This window comes from Achromobacter sp. 1012554356, from assembly GCF_059760815.1.
This window is the reverse complement of record NZ_JCBANC010000073.1, coordinates 1-19,031: the sequence shown is the minus strand read 5'-3', so window position 1 is coordinate 19,031 and position 19,031 is coordinate 1. Positions and strand designations below refer to the sequence as shown.

At 63.7% G+C, this 19,031-nt stretch carries 16 protein-coding genes; 12 read left to right on the top strand and 4 right to left on the bottom strand.

Features of this window, described 5'->3' with window-relative positions:
- Window positions 1-76 precede the first annotated feature (76 nt).
- Together AC6LJW_RS26275 and yaaA are read left to right on the top strand one after the other, a co-directional pair.
- The gene (locus AC6LJW_RS26275) at window positions 77-859 is read left to right on the top strand and encodes a 3-hydroxybutyrate dehydrogenase (RefSeq protein WP_056568571.1); all 783 of its coding nucleotides are present in this window, start codon (window positions 77-79) and stop codon (window positions 857-859) included.
- A gap of 16 nt (window positions 860-875) precedes the next feature.
- Window positions 876-1,649 (top strand): peroxide stress protein YaaA, encoded by a 774-nt coding sequence (gene yaaA / locus AC6LJW_RS26270; protein ID WP_498088709.1) that lies wholly within the window; start codon window positions 876-878, stop codon window positions 1,647-1,649.
- Window positions 1,650-1,930: 281 nt separating this feature from the next.
- Here the strand turns inward: yaaA and AC6LJW_RS26265 are convergent, their stop codons facing one another.
- Window positions 1,931-4,156, bottom strand: a complete 2,226-nt coding sequence (locus AC6LJW_RS26265) for an FUSC family protein (protein ID WP_056568565.1) — start codon at window positions 4,154-4,156, stop codon at window positions 1,931-1,933.
- Between the two features lie 417 nt (window positions 4,157-4,573).
- Between AC6LJW_RS26265 and AC6LJW_RS26260 the strand changes: the two genes are divergently transcribed.
- The 4 genes from AC6LJW_RS26260 to pssA all read left to right on the top strand — a co-directional run bounded on the left by AC6LJW_RS26260 (window position 4,574) and on the right by pssA (window position 8,918).
- Entirely contained in the window at window positions 4,574-6,343 is a 1,770-nt protein-coding gene (locus tag AC6LJW_RS26260) for an acetolactate synthase 3 catalytic subunit (protein ID WP_498088716.1), read from the top strand.
- Window positions 6,344-6,355: 12 nt separating this feature from the next.
- The gene (ilvN, locus tag AC6LJW_RS26255) at window positions 6,356-6,847 is read left to right on the top strand and encodes an acetolactate synthase small subunit (protein ID WP_006223608.1); all 492 of its coding nucleotides are present in this window, start codon (window positions 6,356-6,358) and stop codon (window positions 6,845-6,847) included.
- A gap of 73 nt (window positions 6,848-6,920) precedes the next feature.
- On the top strand, window positions 6,921-7,937 hold the full coding sequence (gene ilvC / locus AC6LJW_RS26250; RefSeq protein ID WP_056568560.1) for a ketol-acid reductoisomerase: 1,017 nt from the start codon (window positions 6,921-6,923) through the stop codon (window positions 7,935-7,937).
- Between the two features lie 207 nt (window positions 7,938-8,144).
- Entirely contained in the window at window positions 8,145-8,918 is a 774-nt protein-coding gene (pssA, locus tag AC6LJW_RS26245; protein WP_105237630.1) for a CDP-diacylglycerol--serine O-phosphatidyltransferase, read from the top strand.
- A gap of 65 nt (window positions 8,919-8,983) precedes the next feature.
- Here pssA and AC6LJW_RS26240 read toward each other — a convergent pair whose 3' ends face one another.
- A complete protein-coding gene (locus AC6LJW_RS26240; RefSeq protein WP_498088708.1) occupies window positions 8,984-9,502 on the bottom strand; it encodes a hypothetical protein in 519 nt (172 codons plus the stop codon).
- A gap of 315 nt (window positions 9,503-9,817) precedes the next feature.
- Between AC6LJW_RS26240 and rpsO the strand changes: the two genes are divergently transcribed.
- The 6 genes from rpsO to AC6LJW_RS26210 all read left to right on the top strand — a co-directional run bounded on the left by rpsO (window position 9,818) and on the right by AC6LJW_RS26210 (window position 16,983).
- Window positions 9,818-10,087, top strand: coding sequence for a 30S ribosomal protein S15 (rpsO, locus tag AC6LJW_RS26235; RefSeq protein ID WP_006223612.1), 270 nt, complete (start codon window positions 9,818-9,820; stop codon window positions 10,085-10,087).
- Between the two features lie 90 nt (window positions 10,088-10,177).
- The gene (pnp, locus tag AC6LJW_RS26230; protein WP_498088707.1) at window positions 10,178-12,340 is read left to right on the top strand and encodes a polyribonucleotide nucleotidyltransferase; all 2,163 of its coding nucleotides are present in this window, start codon (window positions 10,178-10,180) and stop codon (window positions 12,338-12,340) included.
- A 195-nt stretch (window positions 12,341-12,535) separates the two neighbouring features.
- The gene (locus AC6LJW_RS26225; protein ID WP_498088706.1) at window positions 12,536-13,261 is read left to right on the top strand and encodes a hypothetical protein; all 726 of its coding nucleotides are present in this window, start codon (window positions 12,536-12,538) and stop codon (window positions 13,259-13,261) included.
- 13 nt (window positions 13,262-13,274) lie between these two features.
- Window positions 13,275-14,492 (top strand): threonine ammonia-lyase, encoded by a 1,218-nt coding sequence (locus AC6LJW_RS26220; RefSeq protein WP_056568547.1) that lies wholly within the window; start codon window positions 13,275-13,277, stop codon window positions 14,490-14,492.
- A gap of 552 nt (window positions 14,493-15,044) precedes the next feature.
- Window positions 15,045-15,467, top strand: coding sequence for a tripartite tricarboxylate transporter TctB family protein (locus AC6LJW_RS26215; RefSeq protein WP_056321452.1), 423 nt, complete (start codon window positions 15,045-15,047; stop codon window positions 15,465-15,467).
- A gap of 10 nt (window positions 15,468-15,477) precedes the next feature.
- Complete coding sequence (locus tag AC6LJW_RS26210) at window positions 15,478-16,983, top strand: tripartite tricarboxylate transporter permease (protein WP_056568544.1); 1,506 nt, start codon at window positions 15,478-15,480, stop codon at window positions 16,981-16,983.
- A 57-nt stretch (window positions 16,984-17,040) separates the two neighbouring features.
- On the opposite strand, the gene AC6LJW_RS26205 is transcribed toward AC6LJW_RS26210, so the two are convergent.
- Window positions 17,041-17,583: a PIN domain-containing protein gene (locus AC6LJW_RS26205; protein WP_056568540.1), complete on the bottom strand. Its 543-nt coding sequence runs from the start codon at window positions 17,581-17,583 to the stop codon at window positions 17,041-17,043.
- Between the two features lie 190 nt (window positions 17,584-17,773).
- The gene (locus AC6LJW_RS26200) at window positions 17,774-18,439 is read right to left on the bottom strand and encodes an SOS response-associated peptidase (RefSeq protein WP_056568537.1); all 666 of its coding nucleotides are present in this window, start codon (window positions 18,437-18,439) and stop codon (window positions 17,774-17,776) included.
- Between the last annotated feature and the right edge of the window lie 592 nt (window positions 18,440-19,031).

The following is a 19,031-nucleotide window of genomic DNA, read 5'->3' as shown; positions in this document are numbered from 1 at the left end:
ATGATTGGCGCCTTGCCGGGCAGCTACACTTGAAGCCCGTTTCGTTTTCCCCACGCCAGCTCACAGGAGAAAGCTCATGCTCAAAGGAAAAGTAGCGCTTGTCACCGGTTCCACCAGCGGCATCGGCCTGGGTATCGCCACGGCCTTCGCCCAGCAGGGCGCTGATATCGTCCTGAACGGTTTTGGCGATGCGGCTGAAATCGAAAAGCTGCGCGCGGAACTTGCCGCCAAGCATGGTGTGAAGGTCATCTACGACGGGGCGGATCTTTCCAAGGGCTCGGCCGTGCGCGAACTGGTCGAGAACACGGTGCGCCAGCTCGGCCGCATCGACATCCTGGTCAATAACGCCGGCATCCAGCACACCGCGTTGATCGAAGACTTTCCGGCCGAAAAGTGGGACGCCATCCTGGCGCTGAATCTGTCCGCCGTGTTCCACGGCACGGCCGCCGCCTTGCCGCACATGAAGAAGCAGGGTTCTGGCCGCATCATCAATATCGCGTCCGCGCATGGCCTGGTGGCCTCGGCCAGCAAGTCGGCCTATGTGGCCGCCAAGCACGGCGTCGTGGGATTCACCAAGGTCACGGCGCTGGAAACGGCCGGGCAGGGCATCACCGCCAACGCCATCTGCCCTGGCTGGGTGCGCACCCCGCTCGTCGAAAAGCAGATCACCGCGCTGGCTGAAAAGAACGGCGTGGACCAGGAAGCCGCGGCCCGCGATCTGCTCAGCGAAAAGCAGCCGTCGCTGCAATTCGTGACGCCGGAACAACTGGGCGGCACCGCCGTGTTCCTGGCCTCGGACGCCGCCGCGCAAATCACCGGCACGACCATCTCCGTCGACGGCGGCTGGACGGCGCGCTAAATCAAGGAAACCCTGAATGCTGTTGTTGCTTTCCCCCGCCAAGAAGCTGGACTACGACTCGCCGCTGCACATCGAGACGCACACCCAGCCAATGTTCGTGGATCAGGCCGCCGGCCTGATCAAGGTCCTGAAGACCAAGACCGCCGAGGACATCTCGGTACTCATGAGCCTGAGCCCGGCCCTGTCCGAGCTGAACGTCCAGCGCTACGCGCACTGGAAGCGCAGCTTCACGCAGGCCAACTCGCGCCAGGCCGTGCTGGCCTTCAATGGCGACGTCTACGAAGGCCTGGACGCCGCCACCCTGTCGGCCAAGCAGCTCGACTGGGCGCAGGAACACGTTGCCATCCTCAGCGGCCTGTACGGCGTGCTGCGCCCGCTTGACCTGATGCAGCCGTACCGCCTGGAAATGGGCACGCGTCTGGAGAATCCCAAGGGCAAGAACCTGTACGAGTACTGGGGCAGCACCATCGCGGACTACCTGAACGAGCGTCAGGCCGGCCAGAAGTCACCAGTCATCATCAACCTGGCTTCCGAGGAATACTTCAAGTCCGTCGACCTGAAGGCCCTGAAGGCACGGGTCGTGCAATGCGTGTTCCAGGACTGGAAGAACGGCGCCTGGAAGATCATCAGCTTCCATGCCAAGCGCGCACGCGGGCTGATGGCGCGCTACGCCATTCAGCACAAGGTCGCCAAGCCGGAAGGGCTGCAGGGGTTTGATCTCCAAGGCTACGCGTACGACGCGTCGGCGTCGTCGGCGGACAAGCTGGTGTTCCGCCGCAAGCTGGATTGACGGAGTCGCTGGGTGGGGAGGGTGTCAGACACCCCGGAAGCGGTGCGGTCGCTTGAAGACTGTCTCGTTGGGGTGTCAGACACCTGGTTGAGACTTGGTGAGAGGTGTCTGACACCCTGGAATTGGTGCGGCGGCTTTTAGCGGTATCGCTCAGGTGTCTGACACCGGCGCAATCAAGCAACGCCGCCACGCGCGCGATTGGATGTCGCCTCACAAAAATGCCGGCCTGGCATCTCCGCTTGGCCGGCATTTTTTTCGCCTGCACAACCGGCGAATCCCGTTTACGACGCCGCCGCCGCCACCGGCGGCGTATGGAGCGGATCGGCCAGCGCCTGCAATTCCTGGCGGATCATGTGGGTGGCCTTGAGCATCTGCTTCACGGGATAGACCAGCGCGGCCTGATCGCCCGCAGTGTCGAACTGCGTGGGCAGGTCCAGCGGCACGCGCGGGGTGTTCTCATCCAGCAGGACGGTCATGCCGTCCAGCGCCTGCCGGACCGGCTCGGGCGTGGCGGGCAGCGCCGCCAGAATGGGAATCGCCGCGGTGATCTGCGAGGCCAGCACATGGTTCTGGATCAGCAGATTGTTCAGCTCAGGCACGTCGACCTGATGCGATTTGGGCTCGCTCATCATGCGGTAGAACGCCTCCGCGAAATTGCTGAAGGCGATGTGCACGTTTTTGCGCGCCAGGCGCCAGGCCAGGTCGGCGTCGATGACGGCGGGCGTGTCGGCGGCGGCTCCGCCCACCGGCGCGCCGTGCGCTTGCATGGCTTCGACATAGCGCAGGCCGGCCAGCAGATACTCACGGTTGGCGCGGGTCGCGGCCGAGGCCAGCGGCTTCAGGTAGCGCGCCTCCCACCACGGCAGGATGTAGCTGCAGACCAGCGCCAGCGCGCATCCCAGCAGCGTGTCGATGGCGCGTTCGCCGATCACCGACATGGACACGGTGCCCGGCGACACGAAATGGAACACCAGCACCACGAACAGCGTGTTGAAGATCGCGCTGGCCATGTAGTTGAGCTGCACCATGCTGTTGCCCATGATGCAGGCGCCCAGCAGGACGGCGAAGAGGATGCTCGGCTCGTCGGTCACGTTGAACAGCAGCAGCGCGGCGATGCAGCCGATCAGGGTGCCGGTCAGGCGCCAGCCATTGCGCTGGCGCGTCAGCGCGAAGCCCGGCTTCATGATGATGACGATGGTCAGCATGATCCAGTAGTTGTGCGCCGAGAACTCGGGCGACAGCCAGCGGCTGGCCAGCGTCATGGCGATGGCCGCGGCGGCCGTCACGCGCAGGGCGTAGCGAAAGTGCGGCGAATCCAGCCGCAGGTTGCTGGTCAACAGGCCAAAACGGAATTCCTGGCGCGAAATGAACCGCGTCAGCGACTTGTTGATGCGCAGCACGTCGGTGGGCTTGGCATCGGGCGAGGCCGCGGTGTGGTCGGCCAGCCGGTCCACGATGCGCGCCGAATTGCGCAGGCGCCGCAGCACCTGGATGATGAGCGCCAGCATCTCCGGATCGCGTTCGCCCAGCCCCTGCTGCTTGAGCTGCTCGATCTCGTATTCGATGGCGCGCAGCTCGGCCTTGGCGCTGCTGCGGTACTGCACCTTGCGCCCGCGCGACACGTCCAGCGCGATGCGGTTCAGTTCCAGCGACATCTTCACCAGCGCGTCGCGCATGAACATGAGGCAGTCGTTGCCGGCCAGCGTGCGGCGCAGCGCCGCGTAGTCTGTGTGCGTGGCGACCAGCGTGTCCAGCAGTTGCAGCATGTCCACGAACATGTTCCAGATCATCACGCGCTGGCGGTCGCCCAGGCCCTTGCCGCGGGGCAGGGCGCGCAGCACCATGTCGCGCGCGGCCTGATGTTTTTCGGTCATGACGGACTGGCGCTGGATCAGATCGCGATAGGCCTCATCCAGGTCGGCGGTTTCGTCGTAGAACGCCGCGCGCGCCGCCACATAATCGGCGGTGGCAAACAGCGCCACCGACATGGCCTGCTGCTCTTCGCGCAGCCAGAACAGGCGCGAAAACCCCAGGCTGAACATCACATAGAACAAAGCGCCGCCCAGCGTGGCGGCGGCATGGGCCAGCACCTCGTGCGGCGCCAGCGGCGAGTGCATGGTCAGCGTCATCAGCAGGAGGCCCGCAAAGCCGATCAGGCCGCCGCGCTTGCCGAACACCGTGAACATCGAATAGACGAAGCACTGCGCAATGACCGCCAGCCAGATCAGCACCGGATGCGAGGACGCCAGCCCCGTGATGATGACGGTGATCGTGCCCAGCGCCGCCCCGCCCAGCATTTCGTTGGTGCGGTGCCGCTGCGGGCCGCCCGGCTGGTCGATGATCGCCAGGCATTGAGCGCCGAAGGTCGCCACCAGTCCAGTCGTGTAATTGCCGAAGATGCCGCCCAGCACCAGCACGGGCAACAGCATGCCGACCCCCTGGCGCACCCCTCCGAAGAAGTAGTGGCTGTAGAGGAAGCGGCGAATGCTGGCAATGCGTAAATCCATGGGCGGCGGCTCGGTTCTGGACGACGCAACAAGTATAGAGAGGCCATCGCGGGTTTTGGGGCCGGATAGTTACCGAACCCTCCAAGCAACGGTCGGCAAAAGCCGATTTGCCACCGTTGACGCAACGCGGTAAATTGCTCCACTTGCTTCGGTCTGCCTATCCGATACCGGAGCGTTGATGCGAACGGCCAGGGTCACATCCCAGCCGTTGTGCAGCAAGTCTCACCTGCCGTTGGCCGCGCCACAAGCGTGTGTTGCCAAGGCTTCCATTTCGACCTCCAGCGTCCCCCAGGGGCGTTTGCACTGCGTTCTGTCGAGCGTGTGCCGGGTCGGCAAGGTGTCCGGGTGGCGTGGCTCCGTGAGCCGCTAAGCGCCGGATCATGTTGTCGTAGCCGGTATGGGTTCAGTTGCCGCCGTATCCGGGCGCGCAGCAGTCAGGGTTGCAGGGCCGGTTTTGAAAGGAACTACAACATGGAAATGAATGGCGCCGATATCGTCGTGCGCTGCCTGGCCGAAGAAGGCGTGGAACACGTTTTCGGCTACCCTGGCGGCGCGGTGCTCTACATCTACGACGCAATCTTCAAGCAAGACAAATTCCAGCATATCCTGGTTCGTCACGAGCAAGCTGCCGTGCACGCGGCCGATGCCTATTCGCGCTCGTCGCAAAAGGTCGGCGTCTGCATCGTGACCAGCGGTCCGGGCGTGACCAATGCCGTCACCGGCATTGCCACCGCCTACATGGACTCCATACCGATGGTCATCATCAGCGGGCAGGTGCCCACTGCGGCCATTGGCGAGGACGCCTTCCAGGAGTGCGACACCGTCGGCATCACGCGTCCCTGCGTCAAGCACAACTTCCTCGTGCGCGACGTGAAGGACCTGGCCGAAACCATGCGCCGCGCGTTCTACATTGCGCGCACGGGCCGTCCCGGCCCCGTGCTGGTGGATATCCCCAAGGACATCACCGTCGCGCAGTGCAAGTACGTGCCGCCCAAGGGCGAGATCTCGATGCGTTCCTACGCGCCCGTCAACAAGGGCCATCAGGGACAAATCAAGAAAGCCGTGCAGATGCTGCTGGCGGCCGAGCGCCCCATGATCTACACCGGCGGCGGCGTCATCCTGTCGAACGCCGCGCCCGAGCTCAACAAGCTCGTGACGCAACTGGGCGCGCCCTGCACCAGCACCCTGATGGGTCTGGGCGGCTATCCGGCCAGCAGCGGCCAATTCGTGGGCATGCCCGGCATGCACGGCACGTACGAGGCCAACATGGCCATGCAGCACTGTGATGTGCTGCTTGCCATCGGCGCCCGTTTCGATGACCGCGTGATCGGCAATCCCAAGCATTTCGCCCAGAACGCCCGCAAGATCATTCACATCGACATCGATCCCTCGTCGATCTCCAAGCGCGTGCGCGTGGATGTCCCGATCGTGGGCAACGTCAAGGACGTCCTGGCCGATCTCAGCGCGCAGTTCGAGATCGCCGCCGGCGAGCACAAGCCGGCCTCGCTCGCCAAATGGTGGGACCAGGTCGAGACGTGGCGCGGCAAGGAATGCCTGAAGTTCGCCAACTCGGACGAAGTCATCAAGCCGCAGTACGTGGTGGAAAAGCTCTGGGAAGTGACCGGCGGCGACGCCTTCGTCACCTCGGACGTCGGCCAGCACCAGATGTGGGCCGCCCAGTATTACAAGTTCGACAAGCCGCGCCGCTGGATCAACTCCGGCGGCCTGGGCACCATGGGTGTGGGCCTGCCGTACGCCATGGGCGTGCAGATGGCCAATCCGGGCAAGGACATCGCCGTGATCACCGGCGAGGCCTCGATCCAGATGAACATCCAGGAACTGTCGACCTGCCACCAGTATCGCCTGACGCCCAAGATCGTCTGCCTGAACAACCGGTTCCTCGGCATGGTGCGCCAATGGCAGCAGATCGACTACGGCTCGCGCTATTCCGAGTCGTACATGGATTCGCTGCCCGATTTCGTCAAGGTCGCCGAAGCCTATGGCCACGTGGGCCTGCGCATCGAACGCCCGGCCGACGTCGAACCGGCGCTGCGCGAAGCGTTTGGCAAGCACAAGGAGCGCCTGGTCTTCCTGGACTTCATCACCGACCGCACCGAAAACGTGTGGCCGATGGTCAAGGCCGGCCGCGGGCTGACTGAAATGCTGCTCGGCTCTGAAGACCTGTAAGGAGGCCCCGCAATGAAGCACGTGATTTCCGTCCTCCTCGAAAACGAACCCGGCGCGCTGTCTCGCGTGGTGGGCCTGTTTTCGGCGCGGGGCTACAACATCGAAACCCTGACCGTGGCGCCCACCGAGGATTCCACGCTGTCGCGCATGACCATCGTCACGACCGGTTCGGACGAAGTCATCGAACAGATCACCAAGCATTTGAACCGCCTGGTCGATGTCGTAAAGGTGGTGGACCTGACCGAAGGCGCCCACATCGAGCGCGAGCTGATGCTCGTGAAGGTGCGCGCCGTTGGCAAGGAACGCGAGGAAATGAAGCGCATGGCGGATATCTTCCGCGGCCGCATCATTGACGTCACCGACAAGTCCTACACCATCGAATTGACCGGGGTGCAGGAAAAAGTACAGGCCTTCCTCGAGGCCCTGGACCGCAGTGCCATCCTTGAAACCGTACGCACCGGCGTGTCCGGCATCGGACGCGGTGAACGGATTTTGAAGATTTGACCGGCCTTCCAGGCCTGCCTCACCCTACATCTGAATCAAACGAATATCCAAATACTGGAATCTGGAGCACAACATGAAAGTTTTCTACGACAAAGACTGCGATCTGTCCCTCATCAAAGGCAAGACCGTTGCCATCATCGGCTACGGTTCGCAAGGTCACGCGCACGCGCTGAACCTGCATGAGTCGGGCGTGAAGGTCATCGTCGGCCTGCGCAAGGGCGGCGCTTCGTGGAACAAGGCCGCCAACGCCGGCCTGGAAGTCAAGGAAGTCGCGGAAGCCGTCAAGTCGGCCGACATCGTCATGATGCTGCTGCCCGACGAGAACATCGCCTCGGTCTACAACAACGAAGTCCACGGCAACATCAAGGCGGGCGCCGCCCTGGCGTTTGCCCACGGCTTCAACGTGCACTACGGCCAAGTCGTGCCGCGCGAAGACATCGACGTCATCATGATCGCCCCGAAGGCCCCCGGCCACACGGTGCGCAACACGTACAAGCAGGGCGGCGGCGTGCCCCACCTGGTGGCCGTGTACCAGGACAAGTCGGGCGCCGCGCGTGACGTGGCCCTGTCGTACGCCAGCGCCAACGGCGGCGGCCGTGCCGGCATCATCGAAACCAACTTCCGCGAAGAAACCGAAACCGACCTGTTCGGCGAACAGGCCGTGCTGTGCGGCGGTACCGTCGAACTGATCAAGGCCGGTTTCGACACGCTGGTGGAAGCGGGCTACGCGCCCGAAATGGCTTACTTCGAGTGCCTGCACGAGCTGAAGCTGATCGTCGACCTGATCTACGAAGGCGGCATCGCCAACATGAACTACTCGATTTCGAACAACGCCGAATTCGGCGAGTACGAAACGGGTCCGAAGATCGTCACGGACGAAACCCGCAAGGCCATGCGCCAGTGCCTGACGGACATCCAGACCGGCGAATACGCCAAGAAGTTCATCCTGGAAAACGCCGCCGGCGCCCCGACGCTGACCTCGCGCCGCCGCATCAATGCGGAATCGCAGATCGAGCAAGTGGGCGGCAAGCTGCGCGCCATGATGCCCTGGATCGCTGCCAACAAGCTGGTGGACAAGTCCAAGAACTGATCCCCTGGGCAGGCGGGGCGTGGCCCCGCCGGTCAGGATCGAAGCGGCATGCCTTTCAAGGGCATGCCGCTTTTTTCTTATTTTTGGCCTTTTTGCGGCCATTTGGGCCCTTTGGCGCCAATTGGGGCCGGGCACGATCCTTGCTATGACCCGCAAGCAGGGCCAGATAGGTTAACCTTTCAAAGTCCGACGTAAGTTATTGAGACCATGCCCAATTTTTCCATGCGCGATTCCGAGAACCGCCACCGGAGCATTTACCTGCTCCCCAACGCGTTCACCACCGCTGCTTTGTTTGCCGGGTTCTACGCCGTTGTGCAGGCCATGAACGACCGCTTCGAAGTCGCCGCCATCGCCATTTTTGTCGCCATGGTGCTGGACGGCATGGACGGCCGGGTGGCCCGGCTGACCAACACGCAGTCCGCATTCGGCGAGCAATACGACTCGCTGTCCGACATGACGTCGTTCGGCGTGGCGCCGGCGCTGGTCATGTACGAATGGATTCTGAACGACCTGGGTCGCTGGGGCTGGCTGGCGGCTTTTGTTTACGTCTCGGGCGCGGCGCTGCGTCTGGCGCGCTTCAACACCAACATCGCCGTCGTGGACAAACGTTTCTTCCAGGGCCTGCCCAGTCCGGCCGCGGCCGCGCTGGTGGCGGGGTTTGTCTGGCTGGCCGTGGACAACAAGCTGCCCATCCATGACAGCCTGATGGCCTGGGTGGCGTTCACGCTGACCATGTACGCCGGCATCACCATGGTGTCGAACGCGCCGTTCTTCAGCGGCAAGAGCTTCGCCCTGGGCCGCAGCGTGCCGTTCTGGGGCATCCTGCTCGTGGTCGCGGTGTTCGTGTTCGTATCCAGCGATCCTCCCGTCGTGCTGTTCGGGCTGTTCGTGCTTTACGGGCTGTCGGGCTGGGTCACCTGGCTGTGGCGCTGGAACAAGGTGCGCCGTCTGCAGCAGGAGCGCCGGGGTCATTCGTCCTGACGTCCAGGCACCGCCAAGAAAAAACCCGCCATCGCAAGATTGGCGGGTTTTTTGTTCTGGCGGTGCTACCACCAGTTGAACCGGTCGTCGTCGTACATGGGGTCCGGCCCGGGGTGGAAGTGGGTCACCTTGCTGCCGTCGCGGCTCATGTAGACGTACATCAGCGAATTCCACACGCTGTTTTCCCGGTAGCGGTACGACCAGACGACTTCGCGCTTTTCGCCCAGGCCGGCCTGATCGATGCGGGCGGGCGGTCCGAATTCGCAGCGCACGCGATCCGGCCCCCAATCTCCCGTCTCCAGCACCTTGAAGTGCGCGTCGGTCAGCAGCGGCAGCACGCGGTCGATCCGTCCGTCGGGACTGACGTTGGCGCCCCAGGCGTACTGGCCCATGGGCTGCTGCGTCCAGATCACGCGCCGGCCGCCGTCGGCCAGCGGGCACTCGAAATTGGGGTTGCCGAACTGGGCCTGGACCTGCGAAAGCGGAGAGCCGGGCGGCACCTCGGCCATGTTGGCGCAGGCGGCCAGCCCGGCCAGCGCGATCGATGCTACGGCCACGCGGACCGTTCTGTAATGGCGGATCATGTCCTTGCTCCTTCGGGTGGGCGTTGCCGCCTTGGCCGGCCATGGGCCGGGTCCAGTCTCGTTGCTGGGGTAATTCTAGCGAATCAGCTATAATCGCCGAGCTTTATCAAATGTATTGATTCTGCAAGATACTTTGCGCCAGCCGCTGGCGGCTTGTCGCAGTACCCGCAACATGGCGATATGCCTTATGTGCCGGTCCTGCCCGATCCCGCCAATGGCAGCAGTGAGAAAGCGAATTCAAGCCTGGCTCGCGCAAATTTTTTCCAAACCACGTCAGGGCGCCTCGGCCCTGTCGCATGTCCGAAGAGGTCATCAATGTCTGTAGCTGACATCAAGAAATCCGATATCGTTGCGCAATTCCAACGCGCTCAGGGCGATACCGGCTCCCCCGAAGTTCAGGTGGCTCTGCTCACCGCCCGTATCAACGAGTTGACCGGTCACTTCAAAGAACACATGAAGGATCATCACTCGCGCCGCGGTCTGCTGCGTATGGTCAGCCGTCGTCGCAAGCTGCTCGACTATCTCAAGGGCCGCAATCCCGATTCGTACCGCGCACTGATCGAAAAACTCGGTCTGCGCAAGTGATCGACGGGGCTGGCTCCCCATGACGCAACCGTGGTCGGTGCGACGCATGTCGCAGCGGCCACGGTTTTTCATTTGTAAGGAATAATCGTCATGTTCAACAAAGTGACTAAATCGTTCCAGTACGGCCAGCACACGGTCGTCCTGGAAACTGGCGAAATCGCTCGCCAGGCCTCCGGCGCCGTTGTGGTGTCGATCGAGGACACCGTCGTCCTGGCCACTGTCGTGGCTTCCAAGAAGGCCAAGCCGGGTCAGACGTTCTTCCCGCTGACCGTCGACTACATCGAAAAGACCTACGCCGCCGGCCGTATTCCGGGTGGGTTCTTCAAGCGCGAAGGCAAGCCGTCCGAAAAGGAAACGCTGACCTCGCGCCTGATCGACCGTCCCCTGCGTCCGCTGTTCCCCGAAGACTTCTACAACGAAGTCCAGGTGGTTCTGCACACGCTGTCGGTCAATCCTGAAATCGATCCCGACATCGCCGCCATGATCGGCGCCTCCGCCGCGCTGGCCATCTCGGGCATCCCGTTCAACGGCCCGATCGGCGCCGCGCGCGTGGGCTACATCGATGGTCAATACACCATCAACCCGACCGCATCGGACCTGAAGTCGTCCAAGCTGAACCTGGTTGTCGCCGGTACGGAAAACGCCGTGCTGATGGTCGAATCGGAAGCTGACCAGCTGTCCGAGGAAGTCATGCTGGGCGGCGTGGTCTACGGCCACCAGCAAATGCAGACCGTCATCAACGCCATTCACGAACTCGTGAAGGACGCCGGCAAGCCCGATTGGGACTGGCAGGCTCCCGCCAAGGACGAGGCCCTGATCGCCGCGGTCACCGCCGCTGCCCAGGACGGCCTGAACGCCGCCTACCAGATCCGTGAAAAGCAGGCCCGCACGACCAAGCTGCGTGAAGTGTCGGCTGACGTGTCGGCCAAGCTGGCCGCTGCCGCCGCCGAAAAGGGCGAGCCGCTGCCGGACGCCGTCACCGTCGACAACATCATGTTCTCGCTGGAATCGGCCATCGTCCGCGGCCAGATCCTGAACGGCGAACCGCGCATCGACGGCCGCGACACCCGCACCGTCCGTCCGATCAGCGTGCGTCTGGGCGTGCTGCCCCGCGCGCACGGCAGCGCCCTGTTCACCCGTGGTGAAACCCAGGCGCTGGTCGTGGCCACGCTGGGCACCAAGCAAGACGAACAGATCATCGACGCGCTCATGGGTGAATACCGTGACCGCTTCATGATGCACTACAACATGCCTCCGTTCGCCACCGGCGAAACCGGCCGCATCGGCGTGCCGAAGCGCCGCGAAATCGGCCACGGCCGTCTGGCCAAGCGTTCGCTGGTGCCGCTGCTGCCGGCGCCCGAAGACTTCCAGTACACGATTCGCCTCGTGTCGGAAATCACCGAATCCAACGGCTCCTCGTCGATGGCCTCGGTCTGCGGCGGTTCGCTCGCCATGATGGACGCCGGCGTGCCGGTCAAGGATCACGTGGCCGGCGTGGCCATGGGTCTGATCCTGGACGGCGGCAAGTTCGCCGTGCTGACGGACATCCTGGGCGACGAAGATCACCTGGGCGACATGGACTTCAAGGTTGCGGGCACCGAAAACGGCGTCACCGCACTGCAGATGGACATCAAGATCCAGGGCATCACCAAGGAAATCATGCAGGTTGCGCTGGACCAGGCCCGCGAAGGCCGTCTGCACATCCTCGGCAAGATGAAGGACGCCCTGGACGGTTCGCGCGGTGAGCTGTCGGCGTTCGCGCCGCGCATGCTGACCATCAAGATCAACCCCGAGAAGATCCGCGACGTGATCGGCAAGGGCGGCGCCACCATCCGCGCGCTGACCGAAGAAACCGGCACGCAGATCGACATCTCCGACGACGGCACGATCGTGATCGCCAGCGTCGATGAAGCGCAGGCCAAGGAAGCCCAGCGCCGCATCGTCGAACTGACCGCCGATGTCGAAGTGGGCCAGATCTACGAAGGCTCGGTCCTGCGTCTGCTGGACTTCGGCGCCATCGTGCAAGTGCTGCCTGGCCGCGACGGTCTGCTGCACATCTCCGAAATCGCCAACTACCGCATCGCGAACATCAACGATGTGCTGAAGGTCGGCCAGCAAGTCCGCGTCAAGGTCATCGAGGCCGACGACAAGGGCCGTCTGCGCCTGTCCATCAAGGCGATCGGCGGCATCGAGCAGCAGCAAGCCGCTGCCGCTCCCGAAGCTGCTCCCCAGTCGGAACCGCAAGCTGAATAAGCCTGCAGCCTTCTGATTGAAATACGGCGCCGCAAGGCGCCGTATTTTTTTGCCTTTTGCCGCAGCAAGGATGTGGGACGGTCCGCTGCTCCCCAGTTCGCCCGCCTTCCTGTAAAGTCTTGCGCGAGAGACGCGCCGCCGGGTGCAGCGGCGCGCTTCACGCTTGGTCGAAGGGGGCATACGGATGAGCAAGGCATGACGGCGTGGCCGATAACCGCAGTCACCGCAGCGCTGTTGGCTGCGTTGTTGACGGGCTGCATGTCGCCCCCCGGGCCGGGCCAGCGCGGCCCCAAGGGCGAGGACATGACGGCGGACCAGTTCGCGCAAACGGACTTCAACCGCACCGTCACGCTCGAGGTACGCGACAACCTGACCAGCCTGTATTCGCTGCTGGACAAGCTGTACCGCCGCAATCCGCGGGAATGGCGCAAGACCGGTGTGCCGGACCTGGCCACGGCGGTCAACCGCGTCAAGCACTCTATTGAAGTCCGTGTACCGCCCGGTGACCTGAGCGGACTGCGCGACATCCAGATCCTGGCGGTCGCCCTGGATCCCAACTATCCGGGCGACCGGGTTGGCGCCTTCATCTACGGCCTGGCGGACACCATCATCGCCGCGCACAACGGCAAGACGCGCCTGTATGCGACTGACGCCCTGGACGGCCAGCGGGTCTACAATGCCGCACGGAACGTCGAGGCCGCGGCCTGGCTGCTGGCCACGCGCCGCAACAACCAGGGCGAATTGCTGCTGCTGGCCAATGAAATTTCCCCGACCGCCACCAATCTCAGCTTCGAGCGCGAGTTCGGCGCCATCATCGGCCGGCTGGACCTGATCGCCAACCTGCTCGGCGAGAACTCCCGGCGCATCGGCATCAACTACGCCCAGGGCCTTTTGCTGTTCAACTTCCTGCCTGTGCGTTAACCGGATTTCCATCGTGATCGACATCGCATCCATCCAGGCCGCCCGCGAAAACCTGCGCGGGCAGGTCCTGAAGACCCCGTTCACCCTGTCCCGCACCCTGTCCGATATCTTCGGCGCCGAGATCTGGCTGAAATTCGAGAACCTACAGTTCACGGCGTCCTTCAAGGAGCGCGGTGCGCTGAACCGCATGCTCACGCTGTCGGACGAGGAGCGCGCCAAGGGAGTTATCGCGGTATCGGCGGGCAACCACGCGCAGGGCGTGGCCTACCACGCGCAGCGCATGGGCGTGCCAGCGGTGATCGTCATGCCGCGCTTCACGCCGACGGTGAAGGTCGCCAACACGCGGCGTTTCGGCGCCGAGGTCGTGCTGGCGGGCGACACCTTCGATGACGCCAAGGCGCGAGGCTACGAACTGGCCCGCGAACGCGGACTCATCATGATTCACCCCTATGACGACGAAGCCGTCATGGCCGGGCAGGGCACCGTCGCGCTGGAAATGCTGGAAGACCAGCCCGAGCTCGACACCCTGGTCATCGCCATCGGCGGCGGCGGGCTGATCTCCGGCATCTCCACGGCCGCCAAGGCCGTGAATCCCGCCATCGAGATCGTAGGCGTGCAGACCGAGCGCTTTCCGGCCATGTACGCGGCCGTCAAGGGCGTCACCATGCCGCCGGGGCAATACACCATCGCCGAGGGCATCGCCGTCAAATCGCCCGGCGACCTGACGCTGCCCGTCGTGCGCAGGCTGGTCGACCGCGTAGAGCTCGTCAGCGAGGCGGACATCGAACACGCCATCGTCGTGTTGCTGGAAATCGAAAAGACCGTCGTGGAAGGCGCCGGCGCCGCGGGCCTGGCCGCCTTGCTGCGCGCGCAAGAAGAGGGTAGTGACCGCTACAAGGGCAAGCGCATCGGACTGGTGCTGACGGGCGGCAATATCGATCCGCTGATGCTGGGCGAACTGATCGAGCGCGGCATGGTGCGCGCCGGGCGCCTGGCGCGCATCCGCGTCGATCTGCGCGATCTGCCCGGGGCCCTGGCCCACGCCACCAAACTGATCGCCGACGCGCAGGCCAACATCACCGAAGTGCATCACCAGCGGGCGTTCACGTCTCTGCCGGTGCGCAATGTGGAGGTGGATTTCGTGCTGCAGACGCGTGGCCCCGAGCACATCCAGGAAGTGATCGACATTCTGAACGCGGCCGGGTTTGCCGCCAGTAACCACGACCACTGACCTGCCCGGCAGCCTGCGGCCGCCATCGAAGCTTTCAATCTGCTGTCGTGAATCTGTCGCTCCGGTCGAGTTTTCGGCCAGAGCGATTTTTCTTGCGTGGTCGGATTAAGGTTGCCCCTTCAAGGCTCTGCGTCTGCTGTCCTGAGACCCGGCCGATGGACGATTCGGAACCGTCCCTTTCAAAAAAATGCATCTGCATATTTCCCGACGGCCACTGTGTGATCCGACGTGGAACTTTTCCCGCCAGCGCCAACTTCCGCGAAAAAACAGTTTTTCAAGAGAATTTCTGCGATTTCAGCGGCGCTTCCGCCTTTGATTTGGACGAAATGTGTCCATTGCATGGTCGCGGGATATCCCGAAGAAAGTCATGGTTCCTACCGATATGAGATATGTCGTTCTACGATTTAATATCCCGCGTTCATGTCGTTGCCGTGGTTGAAGCGGCTGCGTGGAAAGAGAAATGCTCGCGCCTGAAATCCTGATTTTCCTGGCGCGACGAATTAGGGAGAAAGCAGATTGATAAGAAACAGACAGGATTTCTGGTCTGGCGTGATGTTCATCGTGGTGGGAGGAGGCTTCGCCCTGCAGGCGACCACGTATTCCATGGGAACCGCGGCGCGCATGGGCCCTGGCTACTTTCCGTTCTGGCTCGGCATCGTGCTGGCGCTGATGGGCGCGACGGTGCTGATGAGCGCCTTGTCCCCCCGCGCCGAGACCACGACCATCGGCCGCTATGACTTCCGCATCCTTTTTCTCGTCGTCGGGTCCGTGTTCCTGTACGGCTTTTCCCTGCGCTATCTCGGCCTGTACCTCTCGGTATTCCTGCTCGTCCTGATCAGCAGCGTCGCCAGCCACGAATTCAACTGGAAGGTCGCCGTCGCCAACGGCCTCTTTCTCGTGGCGTTCTCTTACCTCGCGTTCATCCGCGGGTTGGGCTTGATCTTTCCGCTGTGGCCCAGCGTGCTGACCAACTGAGGGACTGGACATGGAATTGCTTCAAAACCTGATGCTGGGTTTTTCGGTGGCCTTCACCCCCGAAAACCTGACTTACGCATTCATCGGCTGCCTGCTGGGCACGCTGGTCGGGGTGCTGCCGGGATTGGGTCCCGTGCCGACCATCGCCATGCTGCTGCCCATCACCTACGTGCTGCCGCCCACGGCCGGCCTCATCATGCTGGCCGGCATCTACTACGGCACGCAGTACGGCGGGTCGACGACCGCCATCCTGGTGAACCTGCCGGGCGAGACCTCGGCGGTGGTGACCGTGCTGGACGGGCACCAGATGGCGCGTAACGGACGGGCGGGCGCCGCGCTGTCGCTGGCCGCCATCGGCTCGTTCTTCGCGGGCAGCGTCGCCACCGTGCTGATCGCCGCCTTTGCGCCGCCGCTGGCCGAAGTGGCGTTCGCATTCGGCCCGGCCGAATACTTCTCGCTGATGGCGCTGGGCCTGATCGGCGCCGTGGTGCTGGCGTCCGGCTCGCTGCCCAAGGCGATCTGCATGATCCTGCTGGGGCTGCTGCTGGGCATGGTGGGCACGGACGTGAACTCGGGCGTTGCGCGCTACGACTTCAGCATCCCCGAACTGCAGGACGGCATCGACTTCGCCATCGTGGCCATGGGCGTCTTCGGGCTGTCGGAAATCATGAGCAACCTGGAACTCAAGGAGAACCGGGTCGAGATCACCGACAAGGTGGGTTCGCTGTATCCCAGCCGCCAGGAATTCCGCGAGGCCGCGCCCGCCATCGTGCGCGGCACGGCGCTGGGTTCGGCGCTGGGCATCCTGCCGGGCGGCGGTTCCGTCCTGTCAGCCTTTGCGTCCTACACGCTGGAAAAGAAGCTCTCGAAAGAGCCGCAGCGCTTCGGCAAGGGCCATCCCGCCGGGCTGGCCGGTCCCGAATCCGCCAACAACGCGGGCGCGCAGACCTCTTTCATTCCGTTGCTGACCCTGGGCATCCCGGGCAACGCGGTGATGGCGCTGATGGTGGGTGCGATGACCATCCACAACATCCAGCCGGGGCCGCAGGTCATGTCCAGTCACCCCGAACTGTTCTGGGGCCTGATCGCTTCGATGTGGATCGGCAACCTGATGCTGGTGGTGCTGAACCTGCCGCTGATCGGCATCTGGGTGAAGCTGCTGCGCGTGCCTTACCGCATGCTGTTCCCCGCGATCCTGGTCTTCTGCACGATCGGGGTGTATTCACTGAACTACAACGCCTTCGACATATTCATGTTCGCCATCTTCGGCATCATCGGCTACGTGTGGAGCAAGCTGGGTTGTGAAGGCGCGCCGCTGCTGCTTGGCCTGGTGCTGGGACCCATGATGGAAGAGAACTTCCGCCGGGCGCTTTTGCTGTCGCGCGGAGAGTTCTCCACCTTCGTCACGCGCCCGTTGTCGGCCACGCTGCTCGCGCTTGCCGCGATCCTGCTGGTGCTGGTGGCATTGCCCGCGCTGCGTAAGAAGCGCGAAGAGGCTTTCGTCGAGGTCGATTGACGGTTTGGTAACGGTTGGCTCCGGGTCTGGTTCGGCGCAAGCCGGCCAGGCCCCTTTTTATTGCCGGGCCACCAGATTCTTCAGGCCGTACAGGCGTTCCCGATGCAGGGTCGCCGCCAAGGGCTCCGGCTCGCGGCCGAGCGCGACGTAGTCGGCGGGAATCTGGGCAATGGCGGCCTGCATGTTTTCAGACCCCGCCTGCCACCACTGCACCAGCATCCGGTCGGGGTTGTAGACGTCCAGGCCCTGCCGGCGCAGCTCGGAGCGGTTGAAATCCTTCAGATTCCACGTCAGCACCTGCACGATTGGCGTCCGAGGCAGCCCGCAGCGCGCACGCCGCGCGAGCCCAGCCGCGATCACGTGAAAATCCTTGGGATCGCTATAGCGCAGCGACGCCTCATAGATCTGCGTGTCCGATTCCATGGCTGCCGGAAACCGCGCGTTCATGTCCGCCCAGAATTCGGCCATCACCTCCGGCGGTATGTCCCAGATGCGGCAGGCGTTGCGGCGCCATTCCTCGCCGATGCGCTCGGTCCACACGGGCTGGAACACGCCGGCGTCGGCCAGGCGCAGCAACAGCCGGCGCAGGATGCCGGACATGAGGACGCACGCGTCCAGAACGATGAACGGGGGAGAAGCGGGAAGGGAGGTCAAGATCGGTTCAATCGCCGTCCCGGGACGCGCGCACCAGCCGTGCGCCGATGGCCGCCGGGCGGGCGGGGAAATAAGAGGCGAGGCAGAAGAATAGTGGTTTTTTCCGTGTTCTGCCGGGCGAGGCGCCGCGGCAAATTCACGCCATGGGCGTGGCCGTCAGCATGTCCGCCGGAAACGGAACCAGCATTTCGCGGCTGTGGGCTGCAGAGGCGGTCAGCCAGTCGCCGTAGGCGCCTTCGGGCAGGACGACCACCATGCGCTTTTCCGTGTTGGGCTGGTGATAGCGGCTGAACAGGGGATCGTTGTCGGCGTTGATGGTGAGCATGGTGTAGCTCTCCTGCCATTGCCCCGCCGCATCGCGATACCGGTCCCACAGGCCCGCAATGCCTAGCGGCTTGCCATCGGCACGGGTGAATCGGGTGGCCACGGCCTTGCCGGACGTCCAGTCGGGCTCGAAGATCGCGTCGGCGGGAATGATGCAATGCTGCGCGCGCCGCCAGGCGTTGCCGAAGGTGTACGAGCCCGCGGCCGTCTCCGCGCGGGCGTTGAAGGTGGAAAGCTTGCTGGCGCGTTCCAGGCCACCCGAGCGCGTCACGGCGCTGATCAGACCCCAGCGGCCCGCGGTGGCCTCACGCTCAGGAACGGCGTCGTCGCCGGCGTCATGTTCGGGCGGACGCCGCACGAACAGCCCTTCATAGCGGGGCCACATATCGTATTTGCCAATCGCGGCGGGTTTGGCGCGCACGCCAAATTTCTGCAGCAGCAGTTCAGCGTCTTTGAGCGTCTGATAGTGCGAACACATGCACGGCTCCCGGCATGACGGGAGGCGCGGGGTGGCGCCTCTGGGGTATCCAAGCTTGCCGTGTTGGCGTGGGATTTGTCCAGCGGGAGGGGAATGCGAGGGGTGGTGCCCGAGACCGGAATCGAACCGGTACGGCCGCGAGGCCGAGGGATTTTCTTACCACTTCGGCTTTCGCCGCCAGCACAGGCTTGCTGTTCGTGGTCTGGAGCACGCCTTCACCATAGCCTTCTCGGCCTTAGGTGCCCGCCGTCTGCTCTCTACACCTTCCCCGATATGCATCGGGGCTTGGCTCGGCGTTAGCGCGGAACGGGTCCAGGGCCTTCGCCGAGTTTGACGGGCTTCACCTTTGGAGTTTCCTCCAGAGGGCTCAAATTTGTTCAAGTCCCTTGTGTCTACCAATTTCACCACTCGGGCGATGCGCGTCCCGCAAGGGGCCGGCAGCGGGCGAGACTATACCACCTTGGGTGCGGGATATTGGCGGAGCGCGCGCGGGAAAGCGTAATCACGACAGGAATGCGACCGGCGGGCGGGTAAACCCCGATCCCTGCGCGGCGGGACTACGGACGACACTTTGCGCCATGAAGCCCAGCCC